General features: G+C 52.4%; 15 protein-coding genes. 12 read left to right on the top strand and 3 right to left on the bottom strand.

Annotated elements, in window-relative coordinates; translation table 11 throughout:
• Nucleotides 1-18 precede the first annotated feature (18 nt).
• The 4 genes from PJDR2_RS25420 (at nucleotide 19) to PJDR2_RS25410 (ending at nucleotide 5,738) form a co-directional block, all read left to right on the top strand.
• Complete coding sequence (locus PJDR2_RS25420; RefSeq protein WP_015846605.1) at nucleotides 19-3,357, top strand: DUF5107 domain-containing protein; 3,339 nt, start codon at nucleotides 19-21, stop codon at nucleotides 3,355-3,357.
• 94 nt (nucleotides 3,358-3,451) lie between these two features.
• On the top strand, nucleotides 3,452-4,402 hold the full coding sequence (locus tag PJDR2_RS25415; protein ID WP_015846604.1) for a hypothetical protein: 951 nt from the start codon (nucleotides 3,452-3,454) through the stop codon (nucleotides 4,400-4,402).
• 103 nt (nucleotides 4,403-4,505) lie between these two features.
• Entirely contained in the window at nucleotides 4,506-4,667 is a 162-nt protein-coding gene (locus PJDR2_RS33300; RefSeq protein ID WP_015846603.1) for a hypothetical protein, read from the top strand.
• Between the two features lie 282 nt (nucleotides 4,668-4,949).
• A complete protein-coding gene (locus tag PJDR2_RS25410) occupies nucleotides 4,950-5,738 on the top strand; it encodes an SDR family oxidoreductase (RefSeq protein WP_015846602.1) in 789 nt (262 codons plus the stop codon).
• 77 nt (nucleotides 5,739-5,815) lie between these two features.
• Here PJDR2_RS25410 and dhaK read toward each other — a convergent pair whose 3' ends face one another.
• On the bottom strand, nucleotides 5,816-7,576 hold the full coding sequence (gene dhaK, locus PJDR2_RS32585; RefSeq protein WP_015846601.1) for a dihydroxyacetone kinase subunit DhaK: 1,761 nt from the start codon (nucleotides 7,574-7,576) through the stop codon (nucleotides 5,816-5,818).
• 1 nt (nucleotide 7,577) lies between these two features.
• Entirely contained in the window at nucleotides 7,578-8,714 is a 1,137-nt protein-coding gene (locus PJDR2_RS25400) for a glycerol dehydrogenase (protein WP_015846600.1), read from the bottom strand.
• Nucleotides 8,715-8,981: 267 nt separating this feature from the next.
• Between PJDR2_RS25400 and PJDR2_RS25395 the strand changes: the two genes are divergently transcribed.
• Complete coding sequence (locus PJDR2_RS25395) at nucleotides 8,982-10,007, top strand: PocR ligand-binding domain-containing protein (RefSeq protein WP_015846599.1); 1,026 nt, start codon at nucleotides 8,982-8,984, stop codon at nucleotides 10,005-10,007.
• A 148-nt stretch (nucleotides 10,008-10,155) separates the two neighbouring features.
• On the opposite strand, the gene PJDR2_RS25390 is transcribed toward PJDR2_RS25395, so the two are convergent.
• A complete protein-coding gene (locus PJDR2_RS25390; RefSeq protein ID WP_015846598.1) occupies nucleotides 10,156-11,025 on the bottom strand; it encodes a helix-turn-helix transcriptional regulator in 870 nt (289 codons plus the stop codon).
• Between the two features lie 127 nt (nucleotides 11,026-11,152).
• Between PJDR2_RS25390 and PJDR2_RS25385 the strand changes: the two genes are divergently transcribed.
• The 7 genes from PJDR2_RS25385 to PJDR2_RS25355 all read left to right on the top strand — a co-directional run bounded on the left by PJDR2_RS25385 (nucleotide 11,153) and on the right by PJDR2_RS25355 (nucleotide 19,387).
• Entirely contained in the window at nucleotides 11,153-12,199 is a 1,047-nt protein-coding gene (locus tag PJDR2_RS25385) for a Gfo/Idh/MocA family protein (RefSeq protein WP_150106558.1), read from the top strand.
• An 18-nt stretch (nucleotides 12,200-12,217) separates the two neighbouring features.
• Entirely contained in the window at nucleotides 12,218-12,949 is a 732-nt protein-coding gene (locus PJDR2_RS25380; protein ID WP_015846596.1) for a ThuA domain-containing protein, read from the top strand.
• 110 nt (nucleotides 12,950-13,059) lie between these two features.
• Nucleotides 13,060-14,067 (top strand): LacI family DNA-binding transcriptional regulator, encoded by a 1,008-nt coding sequence (locus PJDR2_RS25375; RefSeq protein WP_015846595.1) that lies wholly within the window; start codon nucleotides 13,060-13,062, stop codon nucleotides 14,065-14,067.
• 80 nt (nucleotides 14,068-14,147) lie between these two features.
• The gene (locus PJDR2_RS25370; protein WP_015846594.1) at nucleotides 14,148-15,923 is read left to right on the top strand and encodes a histidine kinase; all 1,776 of its coding nucleotides are present in this window, start codon (nucleotides 14,148-14,150) and stop codon (nucleotides 15,921-15,923) included.
• Entirely contained in the window at nucleotides 15,901-17,505 is a 1,605-nt protein-coding gene (locus tag PJDR2_RS25365; protein WP_015846593.1) for a response regulator transcription factor, read from the top strand. The genes PJDR2_RS25370 and PJDR2_RS25365 overlap by 23 nt, the downstream gene beginning before the upstream one ends.
• A gap of 75 nt (nucleotides 17,506-17,580) precedes the next feature.
• Entirely contained in the window at nucleotides 17,581-18,495 is a 915-nt protein-coding gene (locus PJDR2_RS25360) for an ABC transporter permease (RefSeq protein WP_015846592.1), read from the top strand.
• Nucleotides 18,496-18,505: 10 nt separating this feature from the next.
• A complete protein-coding gene (locus tag PJDR2_RS25355) occupies nucleotides 18,506-19,387 on the top strand; it encodes a carbohydrate ABC transporter permease (protein WP_015846591.1) in 882 nt (293 codons plus the stop codon).
• The last annotated feature ends 6 nt before the right edge of the window (nucleotides 19,388-19,393 follow it).

Genomic DNA, 19,393 nt, shown 5'->3' with positions numbered 1-19,393 from the left:
GGGGAGGATGAATCGAGAATGGCTACTGAAGTAAAAGTATGGGAGCAGACGGTGGAGCTTCCCACCTATGAAGTAGGGAAACCGGACCCCAATCCGATGTTTCTGGAGAAACGCGTGTATCAAGGCAGCTCGGGACGCGTCTACCCGCATCCCGTTATCGACAAGATTTACGACGAGAAGGTGATGAAGCCTTACCGGATCGTCTTTTTGGAAAATGAATTCGTGCAAATTCAATTGATGCCCGAGCTTGGAGGCCGGATCTACCGTGCGGTGGACAAAACGAACGATTATGATTTCGTCTACCATAATCAGGTTATCAAGCCGGCTCTGGTTGGACTTGCCGGTCCTTGGATCTCCGGCGGCATTGAGTTCAACTGGCCGCAGCATCACCGTCCGAACACCTATGGACCGGTGGAATGCGATATTCGGGAAAATGCGGACGGCAGCAAGACCGTATGGGTCGGCGAGATCGACCGGATGTACGGCACCAAAGTAACAACGGGCTTCACCCTGTTTCCCGGAAAGGCTTATCTGGAAATAAGCGCGCAGCTGTTCAACCGGACCTCCGAGCCGCAAACGTTCCTGTGGTGGGCGAATCCGGCGGTTGCGGTCAACGACCATACGCAGTCCGTATTTCCGCCAGACGTTCACGCCGTGTTTGACCACGGCAAGCGGGATGTATCCAAATTCCCGATCGCAACCGGGACGTATTACAAAATGGATTATTCCGAAGGCGTCGACATCTCCCGTTACCGCAACATACCGGTGCCAACCTCGTACATGGCATACCGGTCGGATTACGACTTTGTCGGCGGCTATGACCACAACGTAAAAGCGGGCATTCTTCATATTGCCAACAAGCATGTGTCTCCCGGCAAAAAACAATGGACCTGGGGGCATGGCGAATTCGGCCAGGCTTGGGACCGGAACCTGACGGACGAGGACGGGCCTTACATCGAACTGATGACGGGCGTTTATACGGATAACCAGCCGGACTTCACCTGGCTGCAGCCATACGAGGAGAAGAGCTTCAAGCAATACTTTATGCCTTACAAGGAAGTCGGCATGGTGAAAAACGCTACGATTAATGCCGCGGTCAATTTGGAGGTCGAAGGCCAGCAGGCTAGAGTAAATGCTTACGCGACTTCGGTCTTCGAAAAAGCCCGTATCGTGTTAAAGGGAGCAGCCCGCACCTATATCGATCAAATGGCGGCTTTATCTCCATCCCAGGTATTCACGGAAGCGGTGGTTCTTGAAGAAGGGGAGCTGGAGGAGAACCTGAAGCTTGCTGTATTCGCGGACAACGGCAAAGAGCTTGTCAGCTATCGTCCGCAGCGGAAGCAGCTGGAGAAGACGCCGGATCCGGCAAAAGCGATTGGCGAGCCGGAAGAGCTTCGCAGTACAGAGGCTCTGTTCTTGGCGGCCCAGCATTTGGAACAGTACAGGCATGCTACTTATGAGCCGGATCCTTACTACTTGGAAGGACTTAAGCGCGATCCGGGGGATATCCGCCTGAACAATGCTTACGGCTTGCTGCTGCTGCGCCGCGGCCAGTTCGCGGAGAGCGAGACGTATTTCCGCCGCGCGATCGAGACGCTGACGCGGCATAATGCACGGCCATACGACGCGGAGCCGTTCTTCCATCTGGGCAAGGTGCTCAAATGGCAGGGACGCCACGAGGAAGCGTTCGCCGCATTCTATAAGTCGGTCTGGTCCGGAGCTTGGCAAGCTGCGGGATACTTTGCTCTTGCTCAGCTGGCTGCAGGCAGCGGCAAATACGAAGAAGCGCTGGAGCTAATTGATCGTTCCATCGATGCGCAGTATCGCAACCGCAAGGCCCGGCTGTTAAAAATGGCGCTGCTGCGCAGACTGGGACGTCTGGAAGAAGCAGGGCGGCTGGCGACGGAAACATCCGATTACGATCCTATCGACTTTGGCTCGCGTAACGAATGGATTCGCATTCACCAGCTTGAGGGCAGAGAAGAGCAAGCCTCGTCAGCTTTGGAAGCTCTTGCCGGCCTTATGCGGGACGATGCCCACAATTACATCTCGCTGGCGCAGGATTACGCGGATGCGGGATTGTACGCCGAAGCGCTTGACGTGCTGGGACGAATCGAGGAGCGGACGGCGGGCAACGTCTATCCGATGGTCCATTATTACCAGGGATACTACCATCATATGGCCGGAGACCAAACCGCCGGCAACTATTACTACTCGTTTGGTCAAGTAGCGAATCCAGCTTACTGCTTCCCGAATACGATTGCGGATTACGTCGCCCTGACCCATGCGTCCCGGATGCGCGCGGATGACGCAAGAGCGTTCTATTATCTCGGCAACCTGCTGTATGACAAGAAGCGCCATGCCGAAGCCGCGGCAAGCTGGGAGGCTTCGACCGGCATCGACGGCAATTACGCGACCGTTCACCGTAATCTCGCGCTTGCTTATTACAATAAACAGAACAAGCCGGAAGCCGCCTTGGCTTCGCTTGAGAAAGCCCATGCCTTGGCGCCGGATGACGCCCGCATCTTCTACGAGCTGGATCAGCTGTACAAGAAGCTGGCCTATACGGCGGAGCAACGCTTGACCATCTTGGAGCGGAATAAGGAGCTGGTCCTGCTTCGCGATGATTTGTATCTTGAATACGTAACGCTTCACAACTCGCTTGGCCGTCATGAAGAAGCGCTGAAGCTCATCTTCGCCCGTTATTTCCATCCTTGGGAGGGTGGAGAAGGAAAGGTGCCGGCTCAATACGTACTGGCTCGCGTAGAGCTCGCTAAGCAGCTTCTGGAGCAAGGGCAAGCCGCCGAAGCCATCAACCAGCTGGAAGCGGCCAAACAATATCCGTTGTCCATCAACGAGGGCAAGCTTGATGGCGCGCAGGAGAACAATATCAACTACTATCTCGGCATTGCGTACCGGATCCTTGGCCACGCGGAGCAGGCTGAGACCTTCTGGTCGCTGGCTTCGGAAGGGCTGGACGAACCAACCAGCGCCATGTTCTACAACGATCAGCCGCCTCACATGATTTATTACCAAGGCGTGGCTTTGCGCGAGCTGGGACGCGAGCGGGAAGCGCGCAGCCGCTTCAACAAGCTGGTCGACTACGGCGAGCAGCATTTGTTCCAGCCGCAGAAAATCGATTACTTTGCGGTATCGCTTCCGGATTTCCTGGTCTTCGACGAGGATCTGGACAAAAAGAACCGCATTCATTGCCACTACATGATAGCGCTTGGTCAATTAGGCTTAGGGCAGGCAGCAACAGCCGAAGAGCATTTCCGCGAAGTGCTGGAGCTTGAGCCGACCCATCAGGGTGCCGCTATTCATCGCAGCTTGCCGGCCTTGGCCTACATGTCATAATTTAACGGGAGCGAGGTACAGTCCGCTGAGGACTGCATAACGCTCCCTTATTTGCGGAAGCTGCTTCAATAAGAACGGGAGGTGCTTGAAGACAATGACAAGCATGTATTGGGAGAAAGTGATGTTCGAGGGTTACGAGGCATGGAGAGGCTGTTCTTCCATGCTGGAGCTGACGCTTATTCCGTCGCTGGGCAGCAAGGTCGTATCGCTGAAGGACGCTGCCACCAGCCGAGAGTGGCTGTCCCGCACTACGCTTCCGCTTGGCAACTTGGGGTATGCCAGTTCATTCGCGGTAGCTGACGGCAGCGGCTGGGACGAGATGTTCCCGACGGTTGACGCTTGCCGCCTGCAGCAATCGCCCTGGGCGGGCATCGATCTGCCCGATCACGGCGAGGTATGGTCGCTGGCTTGGCAATGCGGCCTGCGGGATAATCGTTTGTTTTGCGAAGTGGAAGGCCGCAGACTGCCTTACCGGTTGGAGAAGACCTACTCTTTTACGGAAGAAGGCCGCTTGAGGATTGATTATATCGCTCATAATCTAGGAGCAGAACCTCTCCCGTTTCTATGGGCGGCTCATCCTTTGTTTCAAGTCGAAGCGGGAATGGAAATTATCGTACCCGCAAAGCTGGAACGAATTGCGGTATCCTACTCCCATAATCGCAGACTTGGCGATAAGGGGACGCTTCTGCCGTGGCCAAGGCCTCTGCCGGACGTTAGCTTAAATATCGCGGAAGCGGCAAGCGCGGAAACCGCGGAGAAGTTTTATTTTGACGGTACGCTGCCGGAAGGCCGGGCTTCCTTATATGATCCGGCAAGCGGGGAGATGCTGACGATGACATTCCCGAAAGAGCAGGTTCCTTATTTGGCGGTATGGGCGAATTACGGCGGTTATTTGAATCAGTATCATGTCGCGCTGGAGCCCGCAACCGGCTTCCTCGACGATGCCTCCGCGGCTTGGGACGAAGGAGAAACCTCGGTTATTCCCGGTTACGGACGGTACGAATGGCATCTTGAGCTCGAACTTGAAAATAAACTGAAACGATAATGCTTCTTCCGGCTTTTTGTTGCCTTCGCCGTTTTATTATCGAGTCCCGATTAATACAATTGGCTTAAAGAAGGCAGTCAAAGAGGGAGGAGGATTCGTAGGCATGGAGACGTTTGGCAGAGGTTGCCTCTGGCTCATTATTGGCGCTTTAGGCGTACTGGTGCTCGCCGTGATTACCCAAAGCACGATTCATATTCCTTGGTTTATCTTTATTCCCGTCGTTATTCTCGTTTTCTGGATGGCTTCAAAGAAAAACAAAAAATGAATCATTTTGCATGCCGGCAGCCAGTCTTTGATTGGCTGTTTTTCTTTGCGTCATTTTGGGCTAACGAACCTGCATAGCGCTATCGGCTCGAAATGACGGCATTTGGATTTGTAACGAATCCTCATATCGCTATAGTCCATAAAAACGTATTATGATGTCTTCAAGGAACCAAATAGCGTTACGAGGTTTCGTTAGAATCGTAAAACTGTTGTTTTTTGATAAATAAGCATATGAGGTTTCGTTAGCAGGACCACTATAACTGATACGGGAGGTAAATCTAAAATGGCCAGATTAAAAGGAAAAATCGCCATCGTTACGGGAGTGACCCGCCCCGGTGGAATTGGAGCCGCCATTTGCCGGACATTTGCCGCCGAAGGGGCCGATCTGTTCTTTACGCATCTGTATGACTACGATAAAAATATATATCCGAATGACGCCAATGAAAGCTGGCCTGATCTTTTCGCCGGGGAGCTTCGTCAATCAGGTCGAAAAGTAGGAAATATGGAGTTGGATCTTGCTTTGCCGGGTTCGGGCTTGTTGCTATTGGAAGAAGTGCGGAAGACCGTTGGTATTCCGACCATTCTCGTGAATAACGCGACTTACAGCGTGGATGCCGATTTCCGGCAGTTGACCGAAGCTCTGATTGACGCGCATTGCGCGGTAAATATCAGGGGTACATTTATGTTAACTGCGGAATTCGCTCGCATGCTTGAGGCAGAGCAATCCACCCTTTGCAAATTAGGCGGACGAATCATCAACCTTACCTCCGGCCAGGGGAAAGGCCCTATGCCCGGGAATCTTGCATATGCAGCAACAAAAGGCACTATTTCCGTCTTTACCGAATCGCTGGCCGCAGAGCTGGCTCCGCTTCGCATAACGGTAAACGCCGTTGATCCCGGTCCTACCGATACGGGCTGGATGTCCGAAGAGTTGAAAGAGGGTCTGTTGCCGCAGTTCCCGATGGGCCGGATTGGACTTCCGGAAGATGCAGCGCGTCTGATCACGTTTCTAGCAAGCGATGATTCAGAATGGATAACCGGTCAAATTATTCATTCCAGAGGCGGGTTTTAAGAGTGTGCGAGCAAAAGTTCTTCCATATAGTAAACAGCAGCAGTCATCACGACTGCTGCTGTTTCTATATCCACCTGCTATTTCAACACGACCGACAATCCCGTGAAAATAACCCCAAGCGCGTAAGCGCCCGCATCGGGATAACCGATGCTGCGTTCGCCGACGGTGCCGGCGCGGCCCATGCGGGCAACGATAGTCTCGGTTTGTTTGGCGCCTTCGACCGCTGCATCCGCAGCCGCAATGCCGGCAGACTTCAGCTCGGTTCCCGCTTCCGCCGCGGATTTCCAGCTTTGCGCATAAGGGATCAACGCGTCGATGAGCGTCTTGTCGCCTACAACGGCGCCGCGGCCAAACGATCTTTCGCCGGTTGCCTGAATGCCTTTCACTACCGCATCAAGCAGTTCTGCTACCTCGGCAACAGTCAGCTCCGTTTTGCCTTCGGCATATTTGCCGCCCGCGCGGAAGGCCGAGCCCCAGATCGGGCCGGAAGCGCCGCCGCAATGCTCCATAATGATCAGGGAGCAGGCATGCAGGAAGCTGCCGATATCCTTGGACTCGCCCGCGATATCCTTCCATTCCGCTTTCAGCTGCTTGAAGCCTTTTGCCACGCTCATGCCAAAGTCTCCGTCGCCGGCATGGGAATCCAGCTCGCAGAATGGCACTTCGTTCTCGATAATGATCTCGCTCATCTTGTCAATGAGGTAAGTCATGTTGCGAAGGGACAGCTTTCCGTTCTCCACTACGGCATACTCTTCGCCGGTTTCTACGCGGTAAGACACGTTCTCTGCGATTGCCGCCTGTTCCTCCAATGCCACGTAAGACACGTTCTCCGAGGCACCGCCGCGCACGATGAAAGCAGGCGTATCGCATTCTTCGTTCAGCAGCTGCTTCAGCTGCTCGTCCAGCTTCATGATTGACAGGGATGCACCTGCCATATCGATGCTGGTCATGTAGTTGCCGACAAACACCTTGTTAACGGCAATGCCTTTTTCGTGCAGCTCACGCATGACGGCGTTGTTCAGCAGGTACAGTTCCTGTAGCGGTGTGCCGCCAAAGCCGTTGACCAGAACAGCAACTTCCTCTGTGGAACCGGCATTCATGCCCAAGCTGGCAAGCAGCTCCGAAACCATGCGCTGCGACAGCTCGTCGGCGGAAATCCGCTTCTCTCTGCGGATTCCAGGCTCGCCGTGGATACCAACGCCATATTCCATTTCGTCTTCGCCAATCGCAAACGTAGGCGTGCCTTTCGCCGGAACCGTGCAGGAGGTAAAAGCAAACCCGATGCTGCGGACATGGGCAATCGCGTTCTCGGCCGCAGCTTTTACTTCGGCGAGACTCCGTCCCGCTTCCGCCGCCGCACCGGCAATCTTGTGGACAAGCACCGTACCGGCAACGCCTCGGCGTCCCACCGTATACAGGCTGTCTTCAACGGCAATGTCGTCGTCTACTTTGACATAACCGACTTGAATGCCGTCTTCCGCCGCAAGACTAGCGGCGTTCTTGAAGTTCATCATGTCGCCGCTGTAGTTCTTGATAATAAGCAGCGTGCCTTGCTCGCTTGCCGTAGACCTAATCGCCTGATAGACCTGAATTTGGGAAGGGGAGGCGAATACGTCGCCGCAGACTGCCGCATCCAGCATCCCTTTGCCGATAAAGCCGGCATGAGCCGGCTCGTGGCCGCTCCCGCCGCCGCTGATCAGCGTCACTTTGGCGGCATTGATGTCTTTTTTCTTCATGACTTTATATTTGGAGTTGAATTCAAGGCCTGGATGAGCCATTGCAAGTCCGTTACACATCTCGCGGACAAGCGTCTCCGGCTGATTGATGATCTTTTTCATCTTACGACTTCCTTCCTTGTTTGAAAGCCTGGCCGAGCTGATCGGCAACGATGATCGCAGCGGCTACAGCTTCCTCCGTAATCGGGAATGGCATAGCATGAATCGATTCTTCCGGGATGCAGGCAAGCGCCGCAACCTGGGCAAGCTCCTCATCCGTAATGCTGTCTACGCCGATGTCGGAAAGACATACAGGCAGTCCAACCGCCGCGCAGAATGCAAGAACTTCGTTTACTTCTTCCTTCGGCGCATTCTCCAGAACGAGCTGCGCAATCGTGCTGAAGGCAACCTTCTCGCCGTGGAAATAGTGATGCGTGCCTTCTAGCACGGTCAGACCGTTATGGATCGCATGGGCTGCCGCAAGGCCGCCGCTTTCGAAGCCAAGACCGGAGAGCAGGATGTTGGTCTCGATGATGTTCTCAAGCGCCGTCGTTACTTTGTTGCTGTCGGATGCCAATTTCGCTTGCACGCCGTCCTCGAGGAGTGTCTCATAGCAGAGCTTCGCGAGCGCAAGCGCCGCTTTGGTTCCGCGGGCAATTGGCGCCGCACCGGCATGTACGCCGTTAGGCAGGCCGGCATTTACTTTGGAGAAGGAGCGGGAAGTTGCTCTTGCTTCAAAGTAAGTCGACAGCGCGTCACCCATGCCGGATACGAGGAAGCGGGTAGGGGCATTGGCAATAACGGTCGTGTCGATCATAACAACGCTAGGGCTGGATTTGAAGTAAGCATAATCCTCGAAAGCTCCGTCATTGGTGTAAATAACCGCGGAATGGCTTGTTGGAGCATCGGTCGCGGCTATCGTCGGAACGATAATAAGCGCTTCGCCTTCGGCCACGCATTTAGCGGTATCGATTGCTTTGCCGCCGCCGAGACCAATCGTGCAGGAGCAGTTTTTCTCGCGGGCAAGCTCTTTCAGCCGGGCGATTTCCTCACGGGAGCATTCACCGCGGAATCCGCTTTCAACCAGCGTAATATTGAATTTATTAGAAGTAAAGTCCAGCTTGTCCTTTACGCGCTTTACATCTTCGGGATGAGCAATAAGAAGGGCGGAATCGCCGTACGATTGAACAAAAAAGCCGAGGTTAAGCAGTTCGTTTTCACCTTGAACGTATTTGCTTGGGCTGATAAATGCTTTTCTCATTTTGAATAACCTCCTGAAATGAATTGTCATACAAGGTTTATTATGTGGTAATTCATACTTCGTAAGCATGAGCCATGGCAAGCCGCAGCTTACCGACTACTCTCATTATAAAATTAGGAGGCGGGAGGAAGCATTGTACGATAAGCGCAAAATAAAGCAGATTAAGATGGTGTTTTTATGCTCAATCCTTCCTGGAATTGTACTATTTTGTCCTAGCAACGAGTTCTAGTATAATATAGTTATCTCTTCAGGTTTGGAGCGATCACAATGAACGCAAGATATGATCTGAAACAAATTATGGATATCGACAAATGGCACAAGCTTCAGGATTCCATGTCTCTTGTAACGAAGATGGCGATCATTACGGTTGATTACAAGGGTAACCCCGTTTCCAAGCATAGCGAATGCCAGGCTTTCTGCCGCGAGGTGCGGAAGGACTCCACGTTATCGTCCTATTGCCAGAAATGCGACGCGCGAGGGGGACTCGAGGCGGTCCGTTCGAACAAGCCTTATATTTATCAATGCCATTTTCAAATTCTCGATATAGCGATTCCGATTGTGGTGGATAATCAATATATTGGCGCGGTTATGGCGGGACAGGTGAAGCTGAGCGATCCCGAAGTGCCGATTGAGCAGATCGTGACAAGGCCTCCCAACGTGGAGACGGATAAAAAGTTTAACGCTCTGCAGGAGCATTACCGGTCGCTGCCGGTGTTGTCTTTCGAGGAAGTCGAAAAAATCGCAGATATGCTGTTTCATCTGTGCAACTATATCGTGGAGGAAGCGATCCGCAAGAGCGATATGCTTCAGATGTACCGGGACTCCTTGTCCAGGGAAAATCCGGCCGCTGCTCTCGTGCATACGATTGATTCCTCTTATGAGCATATTCAAGCGCTGCAAAGCGAGCTGTCCAATACGCTGATTGAGAAAAAGCTGAAGAATTCCGCCAGCGTCTACCAGGCAGGCAACTCTATTTTGCAGCCGGCTTTTGATTATATTTACCGCCATAAGCACGTGAATGCGGACCTCAAGGAGATGGCTGCCTTATGCCATGTCAGTCCGAGTTATTTCAGCCGGATTTTCACCAAGGAGACGGGCGAGAATTTCTCGGTGTTTGTCCCGCATCTGAAGATCGGCTGGGCGAAAGAGCTGCTCGAGACAACCGATCTGTCCGTCAACCAGATCAGCGACGAGCTGGGCTTCGCCGACGCGGGTTATTTTATCAAGACGTTCAAAAAGTTCGAGAGCCTTACGCCGGCCGCATACCGGAAAATCTACCGGGACAAAGCCTAATTATCCGGAATGAAACGTGCTCCTCCGCCTAAGGACGGAGAAGCCGTTTCACCTTGAATTCTAAGAGTTTATAAGTTGTATCTTATAAAATGGCTTAGAATTCTCCGGAATGAAACGCGCTCCTCCGCCTATGGACGGAGAAACCGTTTCACCTTGTCCCTTTATAATAAGCAGGGGAAAGCCCGACGTATTTTTTGAACACTTTGCTGAAATAATAAATATCGCTGAAGCCAACCAGCTCGGCGACCTCGCCGATGGTCATATGCGTTTTCTCCAGCAGCTCCCGGGCCCGGTTCACCCTTACTTTATTGACGTAATGCGTAATGGAGCAGCCGGTAATCTTGTTAAAGATCCGGTTCAAATAATCGAAATTGCAATCAAAGCGGGCTTCGATATCGGAGCCCGTTATTTTGTCCGGGTAATGCTGATGGATGTAATCAAGCAGCTCGTAAGCGGTAGCCTCCCCTTTGGTGGTCCGTTTCCTTGCGCTTTGCAGATGCTCCGCAAGATAAGCGCGGGACAACTGGACGAACAGCTCCGCCAGCTTGAGGGCCGTCATGCTGCGGTTATAATTTTTCCGCAGGTATAGCTGCCCCATCTCATTCAGGTGATTGTACGCTTGACTTCTCACGTTTACGTTGGCCAAGTTAAAATGCTTCGGGAAGCCATGGCTGCAGCCGGCCTCCGGTTCCTGATCCTCCAGAAAGAAGCTCCTCGCGTAACTCTCCATATCCTCGATATGCACCGTTTGAATATCCGGATGCTTAAAGTGAATGTAATAATAGTCGCATACATGCTTCTCGAACCCTTCATGATCCAGATTCGGCTCCAGCATAAATACGTCCCCTCTGCGCAATACGTAACGCTCGCCATTCTCTTCGATATGCAGCTCTCCGCTTTTGATAATGTACAGAATATATTCGTCTACGTTTCGTTTGAAGTGAATCCACGGGCTGGTGTAAGCCACGAATCCAAGAAACGTAACGGTAGGAATAAGCTCCATGTTTACGGACAGCATAACATTCCCCTTTTTCTCAAAAGTCGCTATTGTACAAAAAGTGTCTCGATCCGCCATTTTCAATCATTCTATCACAGGCTAATCTGATGGTGTGGTTTTTAATCCGGGAATCGTTGGGATGGTGCGTATGAGTAAATTAAAAATCGGTATTATCGGACTTGGCGGCATTGCCGACTTTCATAGCGAAGGCATACTCGCAAGCGGGGAGGCCGAGATTTGGGCGATCTGCGACGAGGATGAGAACCGCCTTGCCGCAAGGCGCGTGCAGTGGAATATTCCCGAGGATCGTGCTTACCTCAGCTACTCCGAGCTGCTTCGCAATTCGGAGGTCGATGCCGTCACCATCGGCACGCCAACCGTCAGCCACTTCGCCATTGCTATGGCAGCCATAGAGCACGGCAAGCCGTTTGCATTGGAGAAGCCGGTCGGGATGAACGCGGAGGAAGCGTCCGCTTTGAAGACTGCCTTGCGGAATAAACCGCTGCCTCATATGATCTGCTTCTCCTACCGTTATAAAGCTGCCGCCCGATACGCCAAGCAGCTGATTGAAGAAGGAAGGCTGGGCACGATCCGCCATGTCTATAGCCAATACTTGCAGGATTGGGGCATCCATGAACATATTCCGCTTGTTTGGCGGTTCGTGCAGTCGGTTACCGGCTCGGGAGCCTTTGGCGACCTGGGCTGCCATATCCTTGATCTCACCCGCTTCCTGGTAGGCAATACGCAGCGAGTGATTGCCGATGCGGACACGATTATCAAGCAGCGTGACCTGCTGGACGGCTCCGGCCAAGGCGAGGTTGACGTGGACGACTTCTGCCATGTTCTCTCCCGGATGGAGGGCGGCATATCGGCTTCCATGCTGATCTCCCGTTTCGCTTACGGGCGGGGCAATTATCAGCAGATTGAGATTTACGGCTCCAAAGGCGCTCTTGTCTATAACCTGGATGAGGCAGACTCCCTTCAGGTGAAGTTCAAGGAGGAAGGCGATGAACAATTCCGGCAGGCAGACATTCCGGATCACTGCCGCACGGGTCAAATGCAGGCGTTCTTTCGCCTCTTGAACGGCCATGGCGACGGCTTGGACGCAACGATAGAGGACGGTTATATCAACCAGCTGGCCGTAGACGCGATTATTCAATCTTTTACCGAGGAACGCTGGATCACCATTCAATAATAGGAGGCACCAACAAACATGAAGCAAATAAAAGTAACCGTATGGAACGAGTATCGCCACGAGAAGCATAACGAGCATGTAAAAGGCATCTATCCGGAAGGCATTCATAATGCCATTGGCGGATATCTGAAAACGATTGAAGGCCTTGAGGTTGGAACCGCTACGCTTGACGAGCCGGAGCATGGTCTTACGGACGAAGTACTGAACAACACCGACGTGCTGATCTGGTGGGGGCATCTGGCCCATCATGAAGTGCGGGACGATATTGCCGAGAAGGTAAGGGACCGGGTACTGCAGGGCATGGGACTGATTGTCCTTCATTCGGGCCATGCCTCCAAAGTGTTCGAGAAGCTGCTTGGCACGAAGACCGGCGCGCTCAAATGGCGGGATGACGGCGAGAAGGAACGGCTGTGGGTTATTGAGCACGGCCACCCGATTGCCGACGGCCTTGGCGAATTCATCGAAATTCCGAAGGAAGAGATGTACGGCGAACGCTTTGAGATTCCGGCACCGGATGAGCTGGTGTTCATCTCCTGGTTCGAAGGCGGCGAAGTATTCCGCAGCGGCTGCTGCTACCGCAGAGGCAAAGGGAAGCTGTTCTACTTCCGTCCGGGGCATGAAACGTTCCCGATTTATCATCAGCCGGAGATTCTTCACGTAATCAAAAATGCCGTACATTGGGCGGCTCCGACGCAAGGCGCGGCAGCAGCTTACGGACGCGTAGAGCCATTAGAAAATATAAGTAAATAATTTACTATTTCAAGGCGATTGACAGAGAGTTTTTCAGGGCCATATACTTTGAGGTAACCGGTTACGTAAAATGGACGGGGCAATACTTCATGGAATGAGATGGATGGTCTATGATACCGACAATCAGAGATGTTGCTAGAGAAGCCAATGTATCAATCGCCACTGTTTCCAGGGTTCTAAACGGACTATCAGGCTACTCCGATAAAACCAAGCAAAAGGTGATTAAGACAATAGAGGATATGGGCTATCATCCAAACGCCATAGCGCGTTACCTGAACAACAGGCGCACCCAGACGATTGGGGTGATGTTCCCCGCTGTTGCGAGCGAGTTCGCATCGGCGGTTCTGCAGGGGATCGAAGAGTATGCGCTGGAGCGGGGCTACAGCGTGCTTGTATGCAATACGGCGGTAGACGGGAACCGGACGATGAAGTATCTGCAGGTGCTTCGGGAACGGCAAATCGACGGCATTATTTTTGCAAGCGAAGTGCTTAAGCATGAATACAAGCAGATGCTGGATACGATGCAGGTGCCGATTGTGCTCGTCTCCTCCGAGAATGAGGATACGAAGGTTCCGTTTGTGAAGGTCGATGACCGGCAAGCCTCGTACGATGCGGTAAGTTATCTGATCGACAAGGGACATAAGGATATCGCGATGATCGCCGGTACGGCGGAGGATCCGATAGCGGGTATACCAAGACTGCAGGGCTATAAGGATGCCTTGCATGACAAAGGAATTCCGTTCCGCGGCTCGCGGGTTGCTTACGGTGATTTCCATTATGACAGCGGCAAAGCGGCGATGGAGACGCTGCTGGAGCACGAGCGCGGGATAACGGCCGTATTTGCCGCAAGCGACGAAATGGCCGTTGGAGCCATGAATGCCGCTATGGAGAAAGGCATCCGGGTGCCTGAAGATTTATCCGTGATCGGCTACGATAATATCCGGCTGTCGAGGATGGTTTACCCGGCGCTGACGACAGTTGGGCAGCCGTTGCTTCAGTTAGGCCGAGATGCGGCCGACAAGGTTATTACGATGATTGAAACGGGAAAGATCGTCCCGAGCCTTATTGTTCCGCATGAGATTGTGGAAAGGCAGACGGTCAAGGATTTGCGTGCATAAAACAGAAAATGCGTGGCGGGCCAATGCAAGAGGTCTGCCACGCATTTTCTGCTCTTAGATTGGGTACGGGAGGTTCCACCATGTTTGGGAAATCCATGAAAAAAACGAAAAAGCTAAGCTCGCGGTTTATCATGCTGTTCTCGGCCGTCACTCTGCCGCTCCTGCTTATTCTGTTTGCGGCCGGTCACTACGCGCAGGATGTCGTGCTCATGCAGGTAGCGAATTCCTATCAGAATCTGGTGAATTCCAATCTGAATATGATCGACCGGAGCTTGGACGACATTACGACGAATATGGTCTACAACGTGGACCATGACGAGAACTTTCAGAAGTTCGGACAGACTGGGCTGTCGGACTCCGAATACTATTTTGCCCAGATGGAGCTGATTCAGAGGAACTCGGCCTACCGCTCCTATTACCATACGGTAGACATGTTCTATGTGTATTCGAAGCCCAACAACGTCCTGGCGACAACCAATGTCATCTCGGGCACCGACCATGACCAGGTCAGCAGCTGGATTACTCAGACGCTTAATAACACCGAAGTGCTGCATCCGCTTCTGTATCAATGGAAGGCCGTCAAGATTGGCCAGGATTATTATTTGCACAGGGTTGTCAGCGATGATACGACCAATAACGCTTATATCGGCGCCTTGATAAGCATGAATACGTTAAAGCTGCCTCTTCAGGATGTGCGTACGAGCGGTGACGTGCTGTTTGCCGGGGAAGACGGCATGATTCTGTCCGAGCCGTCAGGCAGCTTAAGCAAGGATTTCCGGCTTCCGGCCGATAAGCTGGCAAGGAATACGTCCTTCTCTTATTCGGACGGGGGCAGGAAGTTGTTTATCATTACAAGCAAATCGCCGCTCAGCGGGATCAGCATGGCCGTTGTTCTGCCGTATTCGGATCTCTTGAAAGGGCTGAAACAATTCCAGACGATTATTAATTTGCTTCCGCTGTTTGTCCTGATTATTTTGCTTGTCTATCTCTTTGTATTCCGGCGCATTATCCTGAATCCGATTCTTCAGCTGCTTGGCACCATCCGGCGCGTGAAGGACGGGGATATGGAGATGAAGCTGCCGGATTCGCCGATTACCGAATTCGCGATTATTAACCATACCTTTAACAACATGATGGACGAGATCAAGGACCTGAAGATCGACGTGTACGAGGAGCGGCTGAACGCGCAGAAGGCGGAGCTGAAGCATCTGCAGACGCAGATCAATCCGCATTTTTTCCTCAATACGATGAACATTATTTTTCAGCTGGCGGATTTGAAGAGATACGAGCTGGTGAAGAAGACGGTTCGCCATATGGTCGGCTATTTCCGGTTTATGCTTGGAACAAGCCGGGATACGATCACGCTGTCGCAGGAGCTTGAGCATATCCGCAACTATTTGGAAATTCAGAAGATGCGGTATCAGGATACCTTCGACTTCGAGATCCGGTGTGCGGAGGAGCTTCTGGAAGCCCGTATACCTTCGCTGCTCGTACAGCCGTTTGCGGAAAATGCGATGATTCACGGCATGAGCGTAAAAGGGGAGCCGTTCCTGCTTCAAATTACGGCCTTACGGGACGCTGAGAATTCCGGATTGATGCATATCGAAGTAAAGGATAACGGCAAAGGCTTAAGCGATGAGCGGATGAACGAGCTGGCATCGGACCAATACAAGCCCTCCTCGGACGATAATCATATCGGTATCTGGAATGTGAAGAAGCGGGCAGCGATGCGTTACGGCAGCCTGGCCCGGATCAGCTTCCTGCCAAACGAACCAAAAGGATTAGCCATACGGATGACTTTACCTATCGATCATATGAAGGAGCGGGATGAACATGGCGCAGATGCTGGTCGTTGATGACGAGAAATTTGCGGTGGATGGCATTTGCGAATGTAATGATTGGTCTACGCTGGGCATTAAAGCCGTGTTTACCGCCAATCACGCCGATGCCGCAAGACAAATCATGAAGGAGCACCGCATCGATATACTGGTTTGCGATATCGAGATGCCCGATGAGGACGGATTGTCGCTGGTCCGCTGGGTGAAGGAGCATTCCCCGCATACCGAGTCGCTGTTTCTTACCTGCCATTCGGAGTTTACTTACGCCAAGCAGGCGGTTAACCTTGGCAGCTTTGATTATTTGCTGAAGCCGGTGGACGGCGAGGAGCTGGTGCAGGCGGTCTCCTTAATGCTGCAGGCTGTTAGAGAGAAGGAAGAGAGCGTACAGCATCATGCCGAGTACCGCAAATACGCGGAGCTGTGGCGCAAACAGCAGCCTCTGCTCACCGAACGCTTCTGGCAGGATCTGTTGTCTAGGCGCCAGCTGTCGTTTGGCGACTTCCTTGAGCGAGGGCTGAAGGATGCCCAAATCGAGCTGCAAGCAGACGGCAGAGTCATGCCGATTCTGATCAGCATCGAGGAATGGCATAAGCCGCTTGATGCGCGGGATCAGGAGATTATGGAGTACGCGGTGAAAAAAGCTGCCGGAGAGCTGTTTCTCCCGGGCTGCGCCGGGGATGTGATAACGGACCGGAGCGGCGTGATGTTCGCGATGATTTACACGGCAGGCGCCGCCCGGTCCGCGGGCAGCTGGACGGAGACCGCCAAACGGTTTATCGAAGTATGCCGAACCTATTTCTACTGCCAGATCACCTGCTATATCGGGAAGTTCGTCAGCCTGCAGGAAGTGTCCGGGCTATGCGAAGGTTTGAAGGACAAGGAGCGTCATAACGTCAAGGAATCGCAGTCGGTTATTATGTATGTGCCTCAAGGCGGTGCGTCCGCGCCGCTGCTTGTGCCAGACAATATCAATGTAACGGAATGGTCGTCCTATATGCTGAACAAGGAACGGGACAAGGTGATTTCCTTGATTAACCGGAGCGTGGATAAGCTGGAAGCAGGTCAAATTCATCAGAACCAGCTTGAGACATTCCATCTGGACACGTTGCAGGTGGTATACGGCTTTATGCATGTAAAAGGGATTAATCCAAGCCAGGTGCCAAACTTCCCGCTTTGGGCTTCGGCTCAAATCCGCAGCTTGTCCCAATACAGGCATTGGGCGGAAAATATCGTCTCTGCCGTTATGGATGCGGCCTTTACTGCATTAGAGAGCGACAGCGTCGTGCAGAAGTCGGTTCAATATATAAAAGAGAACGTGGAGGAGGACATCTCCCGCGAGGATGTCGCCGCTCATGTCGGTTTGAATCCGGCATATTTGTCCCGCCTGTTCAAGAAGGAGACCGGGCAGAACCTGATTGATTACCTCATCGAGACGAAGATGGCAAGAGCCAGACAGCTGCTCGATACGACGGGAATGACGGTCAGCGCAATAGCGCAGCAGGTGGGCTACTCGAATTTTTCGCATTTTACGAAGATGTTTAAGAAGCAATACGGAATTAATCCGCAAGAATACCGCAATGTCACAAAACGACTAGACTGAGGTTACAAAAACGGTAGGGGGGTCTGCCGGGCGGCCGTATACTTAGGACATACAAACAACAAGAAGGTGAAACACATGCCCGTGCTGCGACGGCTGCTGAAGCATCGCGCCTTGGTTATTCTCGCGATACCGGGGATTATCATGCTATTTATCAATAACTATCTTCCGATGTTCGGCATCTTCCTGGCGTTCAAGGATCTGAACTATACGAAGGGCGTATGGGGCAGCGATTGGGTAGGACTGCAGAACTTCAAGTTTCTGTTTGCCTCCAATGACGCATGGATGATCATTAAGCACACGATTTTGTACAATGTCGCTTTCCTGGTCATCAATACGGTATTGGCTGTACTGCTTGCGATTCTGCTCAATGAGGTTAGGCGGAAGGTGCTGTCGAAGTTTTTCCAGAGTGCCGCCATTCTTCCGAACTTTGTCTCGATGGTTATCGTTGGTTACCTCGTCTACGGCTTCCTGAATCCGGAGCTTGGTTTTATTAACAAATCGATTCTCGAGCCGATGGGCAAGGAGACGATTGCCTGGTATGCGGAGCCGAAATATTGGCCGTATATTCTCACGATCGTAAATACGTGGAAAACGGTCGGCTACTCCGCCATCGTCTATCTGGCCGCGATTGTTGGCATCGACCAGGAGTATTACGAAGCTGCCCGCATTGACGGGGCGAGCAAATGGAAGCAGATGACCGGAATTACCGTACCGCTCATTACGCCGGTCATTATTATTCTGACGCTGCTTGCGGTAGGCCGTATCTTTAATGCGGATTTTGGCTTGTTCTATCAAGCAACGATGGCTTCGGGGATGCTGAAGGAAACAACCGAGGTTATCGATACCTACGTCTACAACGCTTTGCTGGTAACCGGCGATACGGGGCTCGCATCGTCCGCAGGTCTTCTTCAATCGGTCGTTGGCTTTGTGCTTGTCATTACGGTCAACTATATCGTGAAGAAATTCAGCAAAGAAAACGCGTTGTTCTAGGGGGCCAAGCATGAAGACGAATAATCGCACAAACCCGTTTATCCTGTTGTTCTTAACCTTGTTCAGTTTGTCTTGTCTAATCCCGTTCTGGCTTGTTTTTATGGTATCGGTGACCAATGAGAACGATCTGACGCGAAATGGCTACACGTTCTGGCCTCAGCATTTCGACTGGGAAGCCTACCGTTACCTGATCCATGATTCAGCGAATATCGCGAGGGCATACGGGGTAACGATCACGGTTACGCTTACCGGTGTTGTAATAAGTCTGCTTATTACTTCAGCCATGGCTTATGCTTTGTCCCGAACTGAGTTTCCGTATCGGAATGCCCTAAGTTTCTATGTGTTTTTCACGATGCTGTTCTCCGGCGGTCTCCTGCCCTGGTATCTGGTCTATACCCGATTCCTGCATGTGCAGGATACGCTGCTGGCACTGATTATTCCGGGGTTAATAGGAGGCTTCAACATCTTTATTATCCGGACATTCTTTACGAACAGCATTCCGCCGTCACTCGTCGAGTCGGCCAAGATTGACGGCGCGAGCGAGTACCGGACGTATTTTAGCATTATCTTGCCGCTGTCCTTGCCGGTTATGGCCACGATCGGGCTGTTCACCATCGTATCCTACTGGAATGACTGGTTCACAAGCCTGGTGTTTATCAATAACGAGAAGCTGTACTCCTTGCAGTATCTTCTTAACAAAACGCTGATGAACGCTTCGTTCCTGCAAAGCATCGCGAACAAGGCCTACAGCAATACCGCCAATGTGACGCAGCCGCTGGAATCGATTCGGATGGCGATGGCGATGGTGGCGATCGGCCCGCTTGTGTTCGTGTTCCCGTTCCTGCAGAAGTATTTCGTCAAAGGGCTGACGGTAGGCGCAGTCAAAGGCTAAGTCCGA

Origin of the sequence: Paenibacillus sp. JDR-2 (assembly GCF_000023585.1) — a bacterium.
Lineage (GTDB): Bacteria > Bacillota > Bacilli > Paenibacillales > Paenibacillaceae > Pristimantibacillus.
The sequence above is the reverse complement of the archived record's forward strand: the minus strand, read 5'-3'. Positions and strand labels throughout refer to the sequence as shown.

What these genes read in the sequence shown, in the direction of transcription:
- PJDR2_RS25395 (WP_015846599.1), top strand. Translation starts at nt 8,982, where the DNA reads ATGAACGCAAGATATGATCTGAAACAAATTATGGATATCGACAAATGG.
- PJDR2_RS25380 (WP_015846596.1), top strand. Translation starts at nt 12,218, where the DNA reads ATGAAGCAAATAAAAGTAACCGTATGGAACGAGTATCGCCACGAGAAG.
- PJDR2_RS25420 (WP_015846605.1), top strand. Translation starts at nt 19, where the DNA reads ATGGCTACTGAAGTAAAAGTATGGGAGCAGACGGTGGAGCTTCCCACC.
- PJDR2_RS25390 (WP_015846598.1), bottom strand. Translation starts at nt 11,025, where the DNA reads ATGCTGTCCGTAAACATGGAGCTTATTCCTACCGTTACGTTTCTTGGA.
- PJDR2_RS25370 (WP_015846594.1), top strand. Translation starts at nt 14,148, where the DNA reads ATGTTTGGGAAATCCATGAAAAAAACGAAAAAGCTAAGCTCGCGGTTT.
- PJDR2_RS25365 (WP_015846593.1), top strand. Translation starts at nt 15,901, where the DNA reads ATGGCGCAGATGCTGGTCGTTGATGACGAGAAATTTGCGGTGGATGGC.
- PJDR2_RS25415 (WP_015846604.1), top strand. Translation starts at nt 3,452, where the DNA reads ATGACAAGCATGTATTGGGAGAAAGTGATGTTCGAGGGTTACGAGGCA.
- PJDR2_RS25375 (WP_015846595.1), top strand. Translation starts at nt 13,060, where the DNA reads ATGATACCGACAATCAGAGATGTTGCTAGAGAAGCCAATGTATCAATC.
- PJDR2_RS25360 (WP_015846592.1), top strand. Translation starts at nt 17,581, where the DNA reads ATGCCCGTGCTGCGACGGCTGCTGAAGCATCGCGCCTTGGTTATTCTC.
- PJDR2_RS25410 (WP_015846602.1), top strand. Translation starts at nt 4,950, where the DNA reads ATGGCCAGATTAAAAGGAAAAATCGCCATCGTTACGGGAGTGACCCGC.
- PJDR2_RS25385 (WP_150106558.1), top strand. Translation starts at nt 11,153, where the DNA reads ATGAGTAAATTAAAAATCGGTATTATCGGACTTGGCGGCATTGCCGAC.
- PJDR2_RS33300 (WP_015846603.1), top strand. Translation starts at nt 4,506, where the DNA reads ATGGAGACGTTTGGCAGAGGTTGCCTCTGGCTCATTATTGGCGCTTTA.
- PJDR2_RS25400 (WP_015846600.1), bottom strand. Translation starts at nt 8,714, where the DNA reads ATGAGAAAAGCATTTATCAGCCCAAGCAAATACGTTCAAGGTGAAAAC.
- dhaK (WP_015846601.1), bottom strand. Translation starts at nt 7,576, where the DNA reads ATGAAAAAGATCATCAATCAGCCGGAGACGCTTGTCCGCGAGATGTGT.
- PJDR2_RS25355 (WP_015846591.1), top strand. Translation starts at nt 18,506, where the DNA reads ATGAAGACGAATAATCGCACAAACCCGTTTATCCTGTTGTTCTTAACC.